Source organism: Streptomyces lasalocidi (assembly GCF_005280215.1).
Classification (GTDB): Bacteria; Actinomycetota; Actinomycetes; order Streptomycetales; family Streptomycetaceae; genus Streptomyces; species Streptomyces longwoodensis.
Genome location: NZ_SZNQ01000001.1, coordinates 4527331 through 4542537, shown reverse-complemented (window position 1 = coordinate 4542537; position 15207 = coordinate 4527331). Strand labels below are relative to the sequence as shown.

General features: G+C 71.3%; 18 protein-coding genes and 3 tRNA genes. 5 read left to right on the top strand and 16 right to left on the bottom strand.

Annotated features, from left to right (window positions below; genetic code table 11):
• Positions 1–482 precede the first annotated feature (482 nt).
• The 9 genes from rplL to E4U91_RS20505 all read right to left on the bottom strand — a co-directional run bounded on the left by rplL (position 483) and on the right by E4U91_RS20505 (position 6658).
• Entirely contained in the window at positions 483–866 is a 384-nt protein-coding gene (gene rplL, locus E4U91_RS20545) for a 50S ribosomal protein L7/L12 (RefSeq protein ID WP_174867835.1), read from the bottom strand.
• Between the two features lie 106 nt (positions 867–972).
• Entirely contained in the window at positions 973–1503 is a 531-nt protein-coding gene (gene rplJ, locus E4U91_RS20540; RefSeq protein ID WP_067240382.1) for a 50S ribosomal protein L10, read from the bottom strand.
• 287 nt (positions 1504–1790) lie between these two features.
• On the bottom strand, positions 1791–2678 hold the full coding sequence (locus E4U91_RS20535) for an SCO4651 family lipoprotein (protein ID WP_137308207.1): 888 nt from the start codon (positions 2676–2678) through the stop codon (positions 1791–1793).
• Between the two features lie 96 nt (positions 2679–2774).
• Positions 2775–3626, bottom strand: a complete 852-nt coding sequence (locus tag E4U91_RS20530; RefSeq protein ID WP_137308206.1) for an SCO4651 family lipoprotein — start codon at positions 3624–3626, stop codon at positions 2775–2777.
• A gap of 160 nt (positions 3627–3786) precedes the next feature.
• A complete protein-coding gene (rplA, locus tag E4U91_RS20525; RefSeq protein WP_067240387.1) occupies positions 3787–4512 on the bottom strand; it encodes a 50S ribosomal protein L1 in 726 nt (241 codons plus the stop codon).
• 79 nt (positions 4513–4591) lie between these two features.
• Positions 4592–5026, bottom strand: coding sequence for a 50S ribosomal protein L11 (gene rplK / locus E4U91_RS20520; RefSeq protein WP_055515278.1), 435 nt, complete (start codon positions 5024–5026; stop codon positions 4592–4594).
• 180 nt (positions 5027–5206) lie between these two features.
• Positions 5207–6109, bottom strand: coding sequence for a transcription termination/antitermination protein NusG (gene nusG / locus E4U91_RS20515; protein WP_137308205.1), 903 nt, complete (start codon positions 6107–6109; stop codon positions 5207–5209).
• An 80-nt stretch (positions 6110–6189) separates the two neighbouring features.
• Positions 6190–6477, bottom strand: coding sequence for a preprotein translocase subunit SecE (gene secE, locus E4U91_RS20510; RefSeq protein ID WP_137308204.1), 288 nt, complete (start codon positions 6475–6477; stop codon positions 6190–6192).
• 108 nt (positions 6478–6585) lie between these two features.
• Positions 6586–6658, bottom strand: a tRNA-Trp gene (locus E4U91_RS20505).
• Between the two features lie 228 nt (positions 6659–6886).
• Here E4U91_RS20505 and E4U91_RS20500 point away from each other — a divergent pair.
• Together E4U91_RS20500 and E4U91_RS20495 are read left to right on the top strand one after the other, a co-directional pair.
• Positions 6887–8113 (top strand): pyridoxal phosphate-dependent aminotransferase, encoded by a 1227-nt coding sequence (locus E4U91_RS20500; RefSeq protein ID WP_067240393.1) that lies wholly within the window; start codon positions 6887–6889, stop codon positions 8111–8113.
• Positions 8114–8248: 135 nt separating this feature from the next.
• Positions 8249–9289, top strand: coding sequence for an adenosine deaminase (locus tag E4U91_RS20495; RefSeq protein ID WP_137308203.1), 1041 nt, complete (start codon positions 8249–8251; stop codon positions 9287–9289).
• A gap of 69 nt (positions 9290–9358) precedes the next feature.
• On the opposite strand, the gene E4U91_RS20490 is transcribed toward E4U91_RS20495, so the two are convergent.
• The 6 genes from E4U91_RS20490 to E4U91_RS20465 all read right to left on the bottom strand — a co-directional run bounded on the left by E4U91_RS20490 (position 9359) and on the right by E4U91_RS20465 (position 12126).
• Positions 9359–10414 (bottom strand): UDP-N-acetylmuramate dehydrogenase, encoded by a 1056-nt coding sequence (locus E4U91_RS20490; protein WP_137308202.1) that lies wholly within the window; start codon positions 10412–10414, stop codon positions 9359–9361.
• A 214-nt stretch (positions 10415–10628) separates the two neighbouring features.
• Complete coding sequence (locus E4U91_RS20485) at positions 10629–11057, bottom strand: MaoC family dehydratase (RefSeq protein ID WP_137310922.1); 429 nt, start codon at positions 11055–11057, stop codon at positions 10629–10631.
• 8 nt (positions 11058–11065) lie between these two features.
• A complete protein-coding gene (locus tag E4U91_RS20480) occupies positions 11066–11542 on the bottom strand; it encodes a MaoC family dehydratase N-terminal domain-containing protein (RefSeq protein ID WP_137308201.1) in 477 nt (158 codons plus the stop codon).
• Between the two features lie 137 nt (positions 11543–11679).
• Positions 11680–11844: a 50S ribosomal protein L33 gene (gene rpmG, locus E4U91_RS20475; protein ID WP_003948671.1), complete on the bottom strand. Its 165-nt coding sequence runs from the start codon at positions 11842–11844 to the stop codon at positions 11680–11682.
• Positions 11845–11934: 90 nt separating this feature from the next.
• A tRNA-Met gene (locus tag E4U91_RS20470) sits at positions 11935–12007 on the bottom strand.
• A 46-nt stretch (positions 12008–12053) separates the two neighbouring features.
• A tRNA-Thr gene (locus E4U91_RS20465) sits at positions 12054–12126 on the bottom strand.
• Between the two features lie 293 nt (positions 12127–12419).
• Here E4U91_RS20465 and E4U91_RS20460 point away from each other — a divergent pair.
• Together E4U91_RS20460 and E4U91_RS20455 are read left to right on the top strand one after the other, a co-directional pair.
• On the top strand, positions 12420–13679 hold the full coding sequence (locus E4U91_RS20460; RefSeq protein ID WP_137308200.1) for an amidohydrolase family protein: 1260 nt from the start codon (positions 12420–12422) through the stop codon (positions 13677–13679).
• Between the two features lie 112 nt (positions 13680–13791).
• Complete coding sequence (locus E4U91_RS20455; protein WP_137308199.1) at positions 13792–14448, top strand: SDR family oxidoreductase; 657 nt, start codon at positions 13792–13794, stop codon at positions 14446–14448.
• A gap of 96 nt (positions 14449–14544) precedes the next feature.
• On the opposite strand, the gene E4U91_RS20450 is transcribed toward E4U91_RS20455, so the two are convergent.
• On the bottom strand, positions 14545–14757 hold the full coding sequence (locus E4U91_RS20450; protein ID WP_067240403.1) for a hypothetical protein: 213 nt from the start codon (positions 14755–14757) through the stop codon (positions 14545–14547).
• A gap of 98 nt (positions 14758–14855) precedes the next feature.
• Between E4U91_RS20450 and E4U91_RS20445 the strand changes: the two genes are divergently transcribed.
• Positions 14856–15143: a hypothetical protein gene (locus E4U91_RS20445; RefSeq protein ID WP_137308198.1), complete on the top strand. Its 288-nt coding sequence runs from the start codon at positions 14856–14858 to the stop codon at positions 15141–15143.
• Positions 15144–15207 lie beyond the last annotated feature (64 nt).

The following is a 15207-nucleotide window of genomic DNA, read 5'->3' as shown; positions in this document are numbered from 1 at the left end:
CCGGTCGTCCGTGCTGAGGCGAGGGCAGACCCCTGGTGACGGGCAGGGGACAGCTAACAGGCAGCGCAAAGGGTCAGTGTAGCCAGTTGGCACACTGATGTCCAGTCCCGGTTTGCAGCCCGGTTTTCAATCACCCTCGCTGTCCTCAACGCCTGCGGCATGCCTGCCCTCAACGCACGTTGATACTGCCCTCTTCGCCGCCGATCCATGCCTCGGATTCGGACCGTTGTGACGACGCGTCCTGAGAATTGCGCGCTGCGTGCGGTTCGTCAAGGCCCCCCGGCCCGCACCAGGGGCGTCCGGAGACACGACGAAGATCACCATACCCCCGTTGAACAGGGGCGCAAGGCAACCGCGGCCGCGCCCCCAGGAACGCCGAAGAGCGACCACCCGGATGGATGATCGCTCTTCGGTGCGCTCGCGTTACAGCCCTACGGGACCGTTCCGGTCACGCGGTGAGGTTCAGGCGAACCTCGAGGGTGTCACTTGACCTCGACGGAGGCGCCGGCGGCCTTGAGGGACTCGGCGGCCTTCTCGGCCTGCTCCTTGTTGACCTTCTCGAGGACCGGCTTCGGGGTGCCGTCGACCAGGTCCTTGGCCTCCTTGAGGCCCAGGGAGGTGAGCTCGCGCACGACCTTGATGACCTGGATCTTCTTCTCGCCGGCACCGGTGAGGACGACGTCGAACTCGTCCTTCTCCTCCGGGGCCTCGGCGGCGGCGCCGCCACCCTGGCCGGCGACGACGACCGGGGCGGCCGCGGCGGCGGTGACGTCGAACTTCTCCTCGAACGCCTTCACGAACTCGGAAAGCTGGATGAGGGTCATGTTCTCGAACTCGGCAAGCAGTTCGTCCTGGGTGAGAGCCATGATGGCTTTCCTTCCACTATTCGGCAGGTGCCGGATGTACATGAGTGGCGGGCGTACGTTGGCCCGCTAGACCGCTGCCGGGGCGGCGGTCATGATGCGAGCCGAATTACTCGGCACCGCCCTGCTCGTCCTGCTTGGCGCGAAGCGCGTCCAGGGTGCGGACCAGCTTCGTCGGGAGCGCCTGGAGGAGCTGAGCAGTCTGCGTCTGCTTGCCCTTCATGGCACCCGCCAGCTTGGAGAGCAGAACCTCGCGGGACTCGAGGTCCGCAAGCTTCTTGATCTCGTCGGCGGACAGCGCCTTGCCGTCAAGGACACCGCCCTTGATGACGAGGTTCGGGTTGTCCTTGGCGAAGTCACGGAGACCCTTCGCCGACTCCACCGGGTCACCGGTGACGAAGGCGACTGCCGTCGGACCGTTGAACAGGTCGTCCAGCGTCGAGATCCCGGCCTCGTTGGCCGCAATCTTGGTCAGCGTGTTCTTCACCACGGCGTACTGGGCGTTCTCACCGAGCGACCGGCGCAGCGTCTTGAGCTGTGCCACGGTGAGACCGCGGTACTCGGTCAGCACGGCAGCGCTTGAGTTGCGGAACTGCTCCGTCAACTCGGCCACCGCGGCAGCCTTGTCGGGCCTCGCCATAGAGCCTCGGCCTCCTTCCGGGTGATTCTGACCGCGCGGACCCGAAGGAGGACTGGGGAAAACGAAACGCCCCGGCGCAGGCGCTCGGGGCGGACTCGACCGGGCGCACGCACGAGGACGCACATGCTCCGGGAGTTCTTCCACAATCACCTGCGCGGGTCGTCCACTTTGCAGCGGATCCTTCGGCCACCGCGCACCCTTCCGGCGCACGGCAACGACCAGCGGTCTTTGGCTTCTGTAGGAGCGTACGGGACCGGGTCGCCGTCAAGCAAATCGGTCCGTACGGGTCACGTCCGGCCCGCCTCGCCGAGGTCCCGGAACATCTCCAGGAAGTCGAAGGTCTGGGCGGCCGGGGGCGGGGTGACCTGGGCCTTCGCGCCGTAGTCGGCGTAGGTCATGCTCATCTCGACGGTGCCCTCGGGGGTGTCCATGGCGACGTCCATCCGCACCGGGAGGTCGTCCTGGTCGACCCAGACCTCGGTGTCGTAGCCCTTGATCCCGGACTTCTGGATGGAGCCGAGCAGTTGCTTGCGCTCGGCGGGGCCGAGGAGGTCGAGGGAGTCGTTGGAGTCCATCATCTCCTCGACGGTCAGCGTGCCCTTGTAGTGCTCGGCCCGCTGTCCGTCGATCTTCTCGCTGCCCAGGTGCTTGAGGTTGGGCGAGTCGAGCAGCAGGGCGAGCTGCTGGGCGGGGTCCTGGTTCATGTCCGCCAGGCCGCCGCTCATCTTCCGGCCGAGCGCGTCCCCGCCCGACTCCTCGGCGAGCGCGCCAAGGTCCATCTTCATCCAGCGCTTGCCGCCCAGGTCGGCCTCGCGCGCGGCGGCCTCGCCCATGTCCATGTACATGACGTTGTCGCGCCAGATCATCCGGACCTTCTTCGGGGCGTCCGGCTCGGCGGCCAGCGCGGAGCCCTCCACCGTGAGGTCCATGACGGCGGGGTCCCAGCCGAGGACGCCGCTCGCCGTCATGTCCCCGCCGTCCTTCATGGTGTCCGGCGCCGACATGGTCATGGTCACCCGGGCCGACTTGGCCTCGGTGGTCTTCTCGAAGGCCGCGGTCAGCACCTGGGCCGCGGAGCGCTGCGCGCCCTGCCCGTCCGAGCCGCCGTCCTGGCAGGCCACCGCGCCGGTCAGGAGCAGCACCGCCCCCGCCGAGCCGTACAACGTCCTCTTCATGGTCCCCCCGCACCTCACGGCTTCATGACGTTCCCTTTACCCGGCCCGAGCGTATCGGGGCGTCGGGCCGCCGTCTCCGGGATTTCCCGGGACCGCTCACGACTGGGGGGCCAGCTCCGTGAAGTCGGCGGTGTCCCCGGCGGGCGGCGCGGTGACCGCGACCCGGGTGCCGTAGTCGTCGTAGTACGCGGTCTGCGTGTAGCCGCCGCTGGTGGTGCGGCCCTTCTCGACCTTCTTCACCAGCAGGTTCCGCTGGTCGACCCAGATGTCCACGCTCCCGCCGGTCATCCCGGCCCGGGTCAGCTGGGCCCTCAGTTCCGCGTCGGAGACGTCGGCCACTTCTACGGTGCCGGTCCAGTGCGTCGTACGGCGGCCCGCGACCGTCTCCGTGCCGGTGCGGCGGACGTCGTCGGACTCCAGCAGCAGCTTCACCGACTGGCCGGGGGTGGTGTTGCGGACCTGCTCGGCGAAGTCGGCCCCGGCGGCGCCGTCGAGGGCGTCCAGGTCGTCGTAGGCGTAGCGGATCCAGTGCCGGCCGCCCGCCCGGCGGGCGAACGCGTCGCCCAGGCGCGCGTAGTAGGCGTCCGGCAGGTAGCGGGCCTGCATCGACGTCACGCCCAGCGCCCGCATCTGCTCGGCCGTGGCACCGCCGGTGTACGTGATGGTCAGGGTGCCGGTGAGCCGGTCGCGCCAGCGCAGCGCCCCGTCGGCCCGCAGCGAGAGCTGGCCGCCCATCACGGTCGTGGAGCGCACCCGGGCCGAGGCGGCGCCGTCGGTGGCCCGCTGGGCGGCGCGCAGGGCGGCGAGGGAGGCCGCCGCGGCGGGGGAGGTGGCCGTCGGCTTCGCGGGCCGGCCCGCGGAGGACGCCGTGCAGGACGCCCCCGTCAGCGCGGCCGCGGTCACCAGCACCGCCGACACCACTGCCCGGCACGCCCTCGTGACCCGCATCGGTACCTCCCCCCGGCGATGGCCCTCATCGCACGCTAGCCCAGAAGAGGGCGCGCGCTCCGGGAAAGTTCCGCACCGGCCGCCGCCGCGGTGGGACGCCGGGGAACGGGAACGAGCCCCGCACCTCGGAAGGTGCGGGGCCCGTCGGCAGACCGGGGTCTCAGACCGACGCCGGGTCCTCCTCGACGAGGAGGTTGCGGGTGCGGTTGGGGTCCAGCGGGATGCCGGGGCCGATCGTGGTGGAGAGGGCGGCCTTCTTGATGTAGCGGCCCTTCGCGGCGGACGGCTTCAGACGGAGGATCTCCTCCAGCGCGGCGCCGTAGTTCTCCACCAGCTTGGCGTCGTCGAAGGACACCTTGCCGATGATGAAGTGCAGGTTCGAGTGCTTGTCGACGCGGAACTCGATCTTGCCGCCCTTGATGTCGGTGACGGCCTTGGCGACGTCGGGGGTGACGGTGCCGGTCTTCGGGTTCGGCATCAGACCACGGGGGCCGAGGACGCGGCCGAGGCGGCCGACCTTGCCCATGAGGTCCGGGGTGGCGACGACGGCGTCGAAGTCCAGACGGCCCTTCGACACCTCGTCGATCAGCTCGTCGGCGCCGACGATGTCGGCGCCCGCGGCACGCGCGGCCTCGGCACGGTCACCGGTCGCGAAGACCAGGACCCGGGCGGTCTTACCGGTGCCGTGCGGGAGGTTCACGGTGCCACGGACCATCTGGTCGGCCTTGCGCGGGTCGACACCCAGGCGGAAGGCGACCTCGACGGTGCCGTCGAACTTGGTCGTGGAGGTCTCCTTGGCGAGACGGACGGCCTCGAGCGGGGCGTAGAGCTTGTCCCGGTCGACCTTGGCGTCCGCAGCGCGGAGAGACTTGCTGCGCTTGCTCACTACTGCTCCTGTGTGTTCTTGAGGAGTCGTGGTGCGGGCCGAGCAGGCCCTGCCACTACTACTGCTGGGGGGAAGGGGCTCAGCCCTCGACCGTGATGCCCATGGAGCGGGCGGTGCCGGCGATGATCTTCGACGCGGCGTCCAGGTCGTTGGCGTTCAGGTCGGGGAGCTTGGTCTGGGCGATCTCGCGGACCTGCGCCTCGGTGATCTTGGCGACCTTGGTCTTGTGCGGCTCGCCGGAGCCCTTCTCGACACCCGCGGCCTTGAGGATCATCTTGGCGGCCGGCGGCGTCTTGGTGATGAAGGTGAAGGAGCGGTCCTCGTAGACCGTGATCTCCACCGGGATCACCCAGCCACGCTGCGACTCGGTCGCGGCGTTGTACGCCTTGCAGAACTCCATGATGTTGACGCCGTGCTGACCCAGCGCGGGGCCGACCGGCGGGGCGGGGTTCGCCGCACCGGCGTTGATCTGGAGCTTGATGAGCCCCGTGACCTTCTTCTTCTTGGGAGGCATTGCTCTCCGGGTCCTTTCCTTCGGGTCCATGCCCGCGGCCGGGTCGCGACCCTGACGCAGGCATACCGCACAACGATAACGGGTATAGATGCGCGGCCAAAAACGAGCAGGTCAGACAAGCTGGACAGCCGGTCTGACCTGCTCGGGGTTCGGTGGGGAAGAGCCCGCTCCGGTACGGAGCTAGTTCTTCTGGATCTGGTCGAAGCTGAGCTCGACCGGCGTCTCCCGGCCGAAGATCTCGACGAGACCCTTGACCTTCTTGGAGTCGGCGTTGATCTCGTTGATCGTGGCCTGGAGGGTGGCGAACGGGCCGTCCGTGACGGTGACCGAGTCGCCGACCTCGAAGTCCAGCACCTGGACCTCGACCTTGCGCTGCGGCGCCGGCTTGCCCTCGGCCTCGGCGGCCTCGCGGGCGGCCTTCTCCTCGGCCTCCGGGGCGAGCATCTTGACGATCTCGTCCAGGGTCAGCGGGTACGGGTCGTAGGCGTTGCCCACGAAGCCGGTGACGCCCGGGGTGTTGCGGACGACGCCCCAGGACTCGTTCGTCAGGTCCATGCGGACCAGGACGTAACCCGGCAGCTTGTTCTGCTTGATCGTCTTGCGGTCGCCGTTCTTGATCTGGACGACCTCTTCCTGCGGCACCTCGGCCTGGAAGATGTAGTCCTCGACGTTCAGCGAGACGGCGCGCTGCTCCAGGTTGGTCTTCACGCGGTTCTCGTAGCCGGCGTAGGTGTGGATCACGTACCACTCGCCGGGCAGGGAGCGCAGCTCGTCGCGCAGGGCCTGGACCGGGTCCACGGGCTCGGCGGGCTCCTCCTCGGCGGCCTCGGCCTCGTCGGCGCCGGCCTCCTCGGTGTCGTCCGTGTCCTCGGCGGACGCGGTGTCCTCGACGGACGCGGCGTCCTCGGCCTCGGCGTCGTCCTCGGCGAGCAGCGCGGCGTCCTCGGCGGTCTCGTCCGCGTCGGCAGCCCCGGCCTCGTCCAGGTCCTCGTCCGCGCCCCCGACGTTGTCGAGCTCGTCGTCGACGGACTCGACGCCTTCTCCACGTGGCTCGACGGCGTCGTTCAGGTTCTGGTCAGACACGGTGGCTGCTTCTTCCTGGATACATAGGGGTGGAACATGCGAAACGGGCGCCGGATACCTCGGCGCCCTTCGCTCTCGACTCAGCCGAAGACGTACTTGGCGGCGTGGCTGAGTCCATAGTCAATCACGGTCACCACGGCGATCATGATGGCGACGAAGAAGATCACCACGGTCGTGTACGACGTCAGCTGGTTGCGCGTCGGCCAGACGACCTTGCGGAGTTCCGCGACGATCTGCCGGTAGAAGAGCGCGAGCCGCTTCAGCGGGCCCTTCTTGGCGCGCTTGCCGCCCTTGCGCGACCTCTTCTTGCTCTCCGGCGCCTCGTCCTGTGCATCAGGCGTGTCGATGGAGCCCACGGCGTCCGCCATTCGTCCTCACCTGATCCCGGGTCGTGGCCGTGCCGCGCCCGGTCTGAGCCGCACGGCGGTGCATTGCTGTACGTACCTGCGCACACATCCTGGCGAAGGTGTGTGAAGCAGGGCCGGAGGGACTTGAACCCCCAACCGCCGGTTTTGGAGACCGGTGCTCTACCAATTGAGCTACGACCCTTTGCGTGTCCCCCAACCTACCGCATCCACCCGGATGCTCGGTGTGCACCGACGGCGGCACGGCTGCTGGAGGCCAACGACGTGTGAGTGTACGTGGTCCTGGGGCACCTAGTCGAACGGAAAGTGCTCTTGGCGGGAATCAGTCTGATGTTCTGTCGGCTCCCCGGTCGGTTCCCAGTCCGTGAAACCGGCGTGCCGGGCAGGTTTCGGGTCTGGAACCATGGGCCCCATGAGCGCTGCAACCCCTCCCACCGAGCGCCGGGTCTCGGCCCGCATCGGCGCGATCTCCGAGTCCGCCACCCTCGCCGTGGACGCCAAGGCCAAGGCCCTGAAGGCCGCCGGGCGTCCGGTGATCGGCTTCGGCGCCGGTGAGCCCGACTTCCCGACGCCCGACTACATCGTCGAGGCGGCCGTCGAGGCCTGCAAGAACCCGAAGTACCACCGGTACACCCCGGCCGGCGGCCTGCCCGAGCTGAAGGCCGCGATCGCCGCGAAGACCAAGCGCGACTCGGACTACGAGGTCGACCCGTCGCAGATCCTGGTCACCAACGGCGGCAAGCAGGCCATCTACGAGGCGTTCGCCGCGATCCTCGACCCGGGCGACGAGGTCATCGTCCCGGCGCCGTACTGGACGACCTACCCGGAGTCGATCCGGCTGGCCGGCGGTGTCCCGGTGGAGGTGGTCGCCGACGAGACGACCGGCTACCGGGTCTCCGTCGAGCAGCTGGAGGCGGCGCGCACGGAGAAGACCAAGGTCGTCCTGTTCGTCTCCCCCTCCAACCCGACCGGCGCGGTCTACAGCGCCGAGGAGGCCGAGGCGATCGGCCGCTGGGCCGTCGAGCACGGCCTGTGGGTGCTGACCGACGAGATCTACGAGCACCTGGTCTACGGCGACGCGACCTTCGTCTCGCTGCCGGCGATCCTGCCCGAGCTGCGCGACAAGTGCATCGTGGTCAACGGCGTCGCCAAGACGTACGCCATGACCGGCTGGCGCGTGGGCTGGATCATCGGCCCGAAGGACGTCGTCAAGGCCGCGACGAACCTCCAGTCGCACGCCACGTCGAACGTCTCCAACGTGGCGCAGGCCGCGGCGCTCGCGGCGGTCTCCGGCGACCTGTCGGCCGTCGACACGATGCGCGAGGCGTTCGACCGGCGGCGCAGGACGATCGTGCGGATGCTCAACGAGATCGACGGCGTGCTCTGCCCGGAGCCCGAGGGCGCGTTCTACGCCTACCCCTCGGTGAAGGCGCTGATCGGCAAGGAGATCCGCGGCAGGCGTCCGCAGGACACCGTCGAGCTGGCCGCGCTCATCCTGGAGGAGGCCGAGGTCGCGGTCGTCCCGGGCGAGGCGTTCGGCACGCCGGGCTACCTGCGGCTGTCCTACGCCCTCGGCGACGAGGACCTGGTGGAGGGCGTCAGCCGGATCCAGAAGCTGCTGGCGGAGGCGCGGGACTGACCCGCGTCCCCCTCCCGACAGGGCACCCCGGGCACGTCCCGGGGTGCCCTGTCCGTTCCAGTTCGTTCGTTCGGGCAAGACCCCGTCCGGGGAATCCGCTTCCGGCAGGCCGCCGCCGTACGGCAGGATCCTGGGATGGAGCGTGTACGTGATGTCTCTGAGCTGCCGAAAGCCCATCTGCACCTGCACTTCACCGGCTCGATGCGGCCGGCGACCCTGCTGGAGCTGGCCGACAAGTACGGGATGCGCCTGCCGGAGGCGCTGACCGACGCGCTGACCGGCGGGGAACCGCCCCGGCTGCGGGCGACGGACGAGCGCGGCTGGTTCCGCTTCCAGCGGCTGTACGACGCCGCGCGCTCGTGCATCAGGGGGCCGGAGGACATCCAGCGGCTGGTCCGCGAGGCCGCCGAGGAGGACATCAGGGACGGCTCGGGCTGGCTGGAGATCCAGGTGGACCCCACGTCGTACGCCCCGCGGCTGGGCGGGCTGATCGCGGCGATGGAGGTCATCCTGGACGCCGTGGACGCGGCCGGCCGCGAGACGGGCCTCGGCATGCGCGTCCTGGTCGCCGCCAACCGGATGAAGCACCCGCTGGACGCGCGCACCCTCGCGCGGCTCGCGGTGCGCTACACCGACCGGGGCGTGGTCGGCTTCGGGCTGTCCAACGACGAACGCCGGGGCATGGCGCGCGACTTCGACCGCGCCTTCCACATCGCGCGCGAGGGCGGCCTGCTGTCGGCGCCGCACGGCGGCGAGCTGACCGGCCCGGCGTCGGTCCGCGACTGCCTGGACGACCTGCACGCCTCGCGCATCGGCCACGGCGTGCGCGCGGCGGAGGACCCGCGGCTGCTGCAGCGGCTCGCCGACCGTCAGATCACCTGCGAGGTGTGCCCGACGTCGAACGTGGCGCTGGGCGTCTACGAGAAGCCGGAGGACGTGCCGCTGCGCACGCTCTTCGAGGCGGGCGTCCCGATGGCCCTGGGCGCCGACGACCCGCTCCTGTTCGGTTCGCGCCTCGCCGCCCAGTACGAGCTGGCCCGCCGCCACCACGGCTTCACGGACCGGGAACTGGCGGAACTGGCCCGGCAGTCGATCCGGGGCTCGGCGGCCCCGGAGGACGTGAGGACCAAGCTCCTGGCGGGCGTGGACGACTGGCTGGCGACGGATCCGGCGTAGAGCCGGGAGGGCCGGGAGGGCCGGGAGGGCGGAGAGGGCCTAAGAGGGCGGGGAGGGCCGCCGGTCGTCTCAGAGCTGGACGCCGACCGTCACCGGCTCGTTGACCAGGGTGACGCCGAACGCCTCGCGCACCCCGGCGACGACCTCGCGGGCCAGCGCCAGCAGGTCCTCGGTGGTGGCCCCGCCCCGGTTGGTCAGGGCGAGCGTGTGCTTCGTGGAGATGCGGGCGGGTCCGCTGCCGTAGCCCTTGGTGAAGCCGGCCTTGTCGATCAGCCAGGCGGCGGAGGTCTTGGTGCGGCCGGGGCCGGCCGGATAGGCGGGCGGCTCGGCCTCCTCGCCCAGCCGCTCCTTCACGCGCGCGTGGAAGGCCGCGAAGTCGGCGTCGGTGAGGATCGGGTTGGTGAAGAAGGACCCGGCGGACCAGGTGTCGTGGTCCTCGGGGTCGAGCACCATGCCCTTCCCGGCGCGCAGCTTCAGCACGGACTCGCGCGCGTCGGCGAGCGGCACGCGGTCGCCCGGCTCGACGCCCAGCGCGCGGGCGGTCTCGGCGTACTTCAGGGGCGCGGACAGGCCCCTGGCGTCCTCCAGCTCGAAGCGGACGCGCAGGACGACGTAGCGCTCGGGGTCGGCCTTGAAGCGGCTGTGCCGGTAGGAGAAGGCGCACTCGGCGCCGGAGAGCGCGACGGTCTCGCCGGACGTGCGGTCGTAGGCGACGACCTCGGTGATCGTGCTGGACACTTCCTGGCCGTACGCGCCGACGTTCTGGATCGGCGTGGCGCCCGCGGAGCCGGGGATGCCGGCCAGGCACTCGATGCCCGCGAGGCCGGCCTCGACCGTGCGGCCGACGGCGTCGGTCCACACCTCGCCGGCGGCCAGCTCCAGTCGGTTGCCGACGAGTTCGAACCCGCGCGTGGCGATCTTCAGCGCGGTCCCGTCGAAGCCCTTGTCCCCGATGACGAGGTTCGACCCGCCGCCGACGACCAGCAGCGGCGTCCCGGCGGCGTCGGCCTCCCGCACGGCCTCGACGACCTCGGCGTCGGTCGTGGCGGTCACCAGGCGCGCCGCGGGCCCACCGAGCCGGAAGGTGGTCAGGGGGGCGAGGGGAACATCGTGAAGTACCTGCACGGTCCCACCCTACGAGACCCTCCGGGGGCGGAGCCGCCGAGACGGCCGGCGGAACGGGCGGGACGGCGGCACGCTCGGGCGCGACGGGGCACCGTTGCCCAACTCGTGCGCGCGGCGCGCATTTACGGTGCTCCGGCCGGGTAGGACGTACCCGCCCGGGTAAGAGGCGCTCTCCTGGCGTGCGCCTCTTACCCGGCTCCTGCGCCGGTCGGGCTCACGCCAGTCGGACGACCGCCCGGGACATGCCGAGCACCTTCTGGCCGCCGCTGGTGACCGTGAGGTCCACGCGGACGGTGTGGTCGTCCAGCTTGGCGGCGACCTTGCCGGTGACCTCGATCACGGCCCCCTTGTCGTCGTCGGGCACGACGACGGGCCGGGTGAAGCGGACGCCGTACTCGACGACCGCGCCGGGGTCGCCGGTCCAGTCGGTGACCACCCGGATCGCCTCGGCCATGGTGAACATGCCGTGCGCGATGACGTCCGGCAGTCCGACCTCCTTGGCGAACCTCTCGTTCCAGTGGATGGGGTTGAAGTCCCCGGAGGCCCCCGCGTACCGGACGAGGGTGTCCCGGGTCACCGGGAACGTCCGCGCGGGCAGCTCGGTGCCGACCTCGACGTCGTCGTAAGCGATCTTCGCCGTCATGGTGGTGCTCACGCCTCCCCTGCCGCGGTGTCCTGCGCGGCGTCGGCCCCGCGCGCCACGAGCTTGGTCCACGCGGTGGCCACGTGCTCGCCCGCCTCGTCGTGCACCTCGCCGCGGATGTCCAGGATCTCGTTGCCGGCCATGGACCGGATCGTCTCGATCGTGGAGGTCACGCTCAGCCGGTCGCCGGCGCGCACGGGACGGACGTAGGAGAACTTCTGGTCGCCGTGCACCACGCGGTCGTAGTCGAGGCCGAGCTGGGGGTCGCGCACGACCTGGCCGGCGGCCTTGAAGGTGATGGCGAACACGAAGGTCGGCGGGGCGATCACATCGGGGTGCCCGAGCGCCTTCGCGGCCTCCGGGTCCGTGTACGCGGGGTTGGCGTCGCCCACCGCCTCGGCGAACTCACGGATCTTCTCCCGGCCCACCTCGTAGGGCTCGGTGGGCGGGTAGCTCCGCCCCACGAAGGACTGGTCGAGCGCCATGGCCCGGCACCTCCTGATGTTGGCTGTGGTTGACCTCGTGGTCAGCCCGCGGCCGGCCGGAACCGGCCGGTAACCGGGGCCGGAACGACACGAGGCCGCCCCCCGACTGCGGGGGCGGCCTCGTGTACGAGCCTGATTTATCGCGTTTCGCGGTGCGCGGTGTGCGCGTTGCAACGCGGGCAGTGCTTCTTCATCTCCAGACGATCCGGGTTGTTACGCCGGTTCTTCTTGGTGATGTAGTTCCGCTCCTTGCACTCCACGCAGGCCAGCGTGATCTTCGGGCGGACGTCGGTGGCAGCCACGTGAGTGCTCCTAAGACGAACGGATGGACTGGTTCAACACAACGAAGAGTAGCCGATCGAAGGACCGACCCCACAATCGGCTACTGTCAGTAGCGGTGACCGGACTTGAACCGGTGACACAGCGATTATGAGCCGCTTGCTCTACCGACTGAGCTACACCGCTTCGGATCAATCGGAACCCGTCTCGCGACGGGAACCTCTCTCACCAGAGCCCCAAAACGGAATCGAACCGTTGACCTTCTCCTTACCATGGAGACGCTCTGCCGACTGAGCTATTGGGGCGAGCGATGAAGACATTACACGGTCCCCTGCCGTTCGCCCAAATCCGTTTCGCGCCCTTCGACCGGGCCCTCTCCGCGGCCTCCCACAGGGCCTCCGCGCGGCCCCGCCACGAGCGCTCCGTGACCGTCCCGCGGCCCGTCCGCGCGGGTGGCTGCGCACCGCACCGGCGGGCCGCGCGCGCCTGCGCCCGTACGCCCAGGCCACGCCGGTACGACTATTGCGCTCCTCCCCGACACCGCGGTACCGCCGCCCTAGGCTCGACTCACTCTGCGTGATCTTGCCCCTGGAGTGCGATGTCCGACAGCCAGCCGCAGCAGCCCTCCTCGTCGTCCTCGCCGGACGCCGCGGGGCGGCCGGACCCGGCCGCCCTCCTGCTGTGCGGCGCCCGTCTCACCGACGGCCGCACGGTGGACGTGCGGCTGGGCGGCGGACGGATCGAGGCGGTCGGCACCGCGGGCAGCCTGGCCGCCGGGCCGGTCCGCGGTTCGCGCGTCGACCTGACCGGTTACCTCCTGCTGCCGGCCCCCGCCGAGCCGCACGCCCACGCCGACACGGCCCTGTCCGCCGACACCGACGGTCCCGTGTCGTACGTCCCCGAGGACGTCCAGCGCCGCGCCACCGAGGCGGCCCTGCTCCAGCTCGGCCACGGCGCGACCGCGCTGCGCGCGCACGTACGCGTGGGCGACGTCCAGGGCCTGGGCGCGCTGGGCGCCGTCCTGCAGGCCCGGCGCTCGCTGCGGGGCCTCGCCGAGCTGACCACGGTCGCGGTCCCCCGGCTGCTGACCGGGGCGGCCGGCGCGGACGGGCTCGCGATGCTGCGCGACGCGCTGAAGATGGGCGCGTCGGTGGTCGGCGGCTGCCCGGACCTCGACCCCGACCCCACGGGGTACGTGGAGGCCGTCCTGGAGGTCGCCTCCGAGCACGGCTGTCCCGTCGACCTGCACACCGACGCCGCCGACCCGGCCCGCCTCGCGCGCGTGGCGGTGATGGCGGGCGGCCTGCGGCCCGGGGTCACCCTCAGCCCGTGCGGCGGCCTGGCCCGGCTGCCCGCCGACGCCGCCTCGCGCACCGCCGACCAGCTCGCCGCCGCGGGCATCACCGTGGTGTGCCTGCCGCAGGGCGGCTGCGGGGGCGTGGAGGACCACGGCACGGCGCCCGTACGACTGCTGCGCGCGGCCGGCGTGCGCCTCGCGGCGGGCAGCGGCGCCCTGCGGGACGTGTCCAACCCGGTGGGCCGGGGCGACCCGCTGGAGGCGGCGTACCTGCTGGCCTCACGCCACGGCCTGCGCCCCGAGGACGCCTACGACGCGGTCAGCACGTCCGCACGGGCGGTGCTGGGCCTGCCCGAGGTGCGGGTGGAGGCGGGCTTCCCGGCCGACCTGCTGGCGGTGCGCGGCGACCGGCTGTCGGCGGCGCTGTCGCTCGCGTACAGCAGGATCGTGATCCACCGGGGGCGCGTGGTGGCACGGACCAGCGCGGTCCGCGAGTACTGCAACTCGGCGGTGGCGGCGGAACTGGGGCTGCCGCGGCAGGGGCGGGGGGAGGTGTCGTAGGGCGGTGCTGTCCCCGGGGGCGACGGGACGGGGCGTGATGGTGGTGCGCGCGGCGGGTGGGGCGCCGGGAGTCGTACGGCGTCGACGGCCGTCGGGGCGTACGGTCGGAATCATGCGCATTGTCATCGCTGGTGGTCATGGTCAGATCGCGCTGCGGCTGGAGCGGTTGCTCGCCGCGCGCGGGGACGAGGTAGCGGGGATCATCCGCAAGCCGGAACAGGCCGACGCGCTGCGGGAGGCGGGCGCCGAACCGGTGCTGCTGGACCTGGAGTCGGCGTCGGTCGAGGAGGTCGCGGAGCGGCTGCGCGGCGCGGACGCGGTGGTGTTCGCGGCGGGCGCGGGCCCGAACAGCGGGGTGGCCCGCAAGGACACGGTGGACAAGGGAGCGGCGGTGCTGTTCGCGGACGCGGCGGTCCGCGCGGGCGTTCGCCGGTTCCTGATCGTCTCCTCGATGGGTGCGGACGCCGGGCACCAGGGCGACGGGGTCTTCGACGTCTACCTGCGCGCCAAGGGCGAGGCGGACGCGTACGTGCAGGGCCTGGACGCCCTCGACTGGACGGTACTGCGGCCCGGTTCGCTGACGGACGACGCGGGCACGGGCATGGTGCGCCTGGAGGCCCGCACGGGCCGCGGTCCGGTCCCCCGCGACGACGTGGCGAGGGTCCTGGCCGAGCTGCTGGACACCCCGGCGACGGCGGGCCTGACGCTGGAACTGATCAGCGGCTCGGCGCCGGTGTCGGTGGCGGTCAAGTCGGTGGCGGGCAACTGAGGACGGCTGCGCGGGTGATCCGGGTGGTGACGTGAGCGACCCGGGTGACCCGGGTAGCCCGAATGGCCCCAATGGCCCTGAGTCAGAAGAGGGGCGTCAGAAGAGGGGCATCTGCCCGGGAATCTCGGGGACGACGTAGCCGTCCAGGGAGGGCTGCACGGCGTCGAGTTGGGCGGGGCGGCGGGAGCCGGGGCAGGACGTGAGCAGCCCGCTCCCCCGCGCGCCGGGCGGGTCGTGCCGGGCGAACCGGCCGGCGACGACGGCGATCTCGCGGCGGCACTCGGGGCAGGTGCGGCGACGGCTGGACATGGAGCCAGTGTGCCGCAGTGGGCCACGCGGGTACGGCGCCGCGACGTGCGCCGCGCTCGCCGCGCGGATGGGCCGTGACCTCCCTAGCATCCGTACTCGTGGCACATACCTTCGAGGAACTCGTGGCGAAGCAGCGCGCGGCGGACGAGGCCCATGTGCGGGTCCTCCAGCTGCGGGACAACTACGGCGCCCCCACGGCGTCCCCCTGGTCGCAGACCCAGACGGACACGTACGAGACGGCCTGGCGCGCCTGGCGCGACCTGGCCCGGGACGTGCAGGCCACGGTGACCGAGTACGCGAAGGAGGAAGGCAGGTCGCGCATCGAGGTCGAGGCGGAGGTGAAACGGGCGGCCCAGACGCCGGGGAACGGGTCACCCGGGGCGTAGCCCCCGCCGAGCACGCCGCCCGGACGTCGCGCCGGCGGCGATGAGGGTCCATGGCGGCCAGGGC

Excerpts from the sequence above, each read along its gene's own strand:
- E4U91_RS20480 (WP_137308201.1), bottom strand. The coding sequence starts at position 11,542 with ATGGCGCTCGACCAGTCCTTCGTGGGGCGGAGCTACCCGCCCACCGAG.
- E4U91_RS20485 (WP_137310922.1), bottom strand. The coding sequence starts at position 11,057 with ATGACGGCGAAGATCGCTTACGACGACGTCGAGGTCGGCACCGAGCTG.
- E4U91_RS20455 (WP_137308199.1), top strand. The coding sequence starts at position 13,792 with ATGCGCATTGTCATCGCTGGTGGTCATGGTCAGATCGCGCTGCGGCTG.
- E4U91_RS20460 (WP_137308200.1), top strand. The coding sequence starts at position 12,420 with ATGTCCGACAGCCAGCCGCAGCAGCCCTCCTCGTCGTCCTCGCCGGAC.
- rplL (WP_174867835.1), bottom strand. The coding sequence starts at position 866 with ATGGCTCTCACCCAGGACGAACTGCTTGCCGAGTTCGAGAACATGACC.
- E4U91_RS20495 (WP_137308203.1), top strand. The coding sequence starts at position 8,249 with ATGGAGCGTGTACGTGATGTCTCTGAGCTGCCGAAAGCCCATCTGCAC.
- rplJ (WP_067240382.1), bottom strand. The coding sequence starts at position 1,503 with ATGGCGAGGCCCGACAAGGCTGCCGCGGTGGCCGAGTTGACGGAGCAG.
- E4U91_RS20530 (WP_137308206.1), bottom strand. The coding sequence starts at position 3,626 with ATGCGGGTCACGAGGGCGTGCCGGGCAGTGGTGTCGGCGGTGCTGGTG.
- E4U91_RS20500 (WP_067240393.1), top strand. The coding sequence starts at position 6,887 with ATGAGCGCTGCAACCCCTCCCACCGAGCGCCGGGTCTCGGCCCGCATC.
- secE (WP_137308204.1), bottom strand. The coding sequence starts at position 6,477 with ATGGCGGACGCCGTGGGCTCCATCGACACGCCTGATGCACAGGACGAG.
- E4U91_RS20450 (WP_067240403.1), bottom strand. The coding sequence starts at position 14,757 with ATGTCCAGCCGTCGCCGCACCTGCCCCGAGTGCCGCCGCGAGATCGCC.
- rplK (WP_055515278.1), bottom strand. The coding sequence starts at position 5,026 with ATGCCTCCCAAGAAGAAGAAGGTCACGGGGCTCATCAAGCTCCAGATC.
- E4U91_RS20535 (WP_137308207.1), bottom strand. The coding sequence starts at position 2,678 with ATGAAGAGGACGTTGTACGGCTCGGCGGGGGCGGTGCTGCTCCTGACC.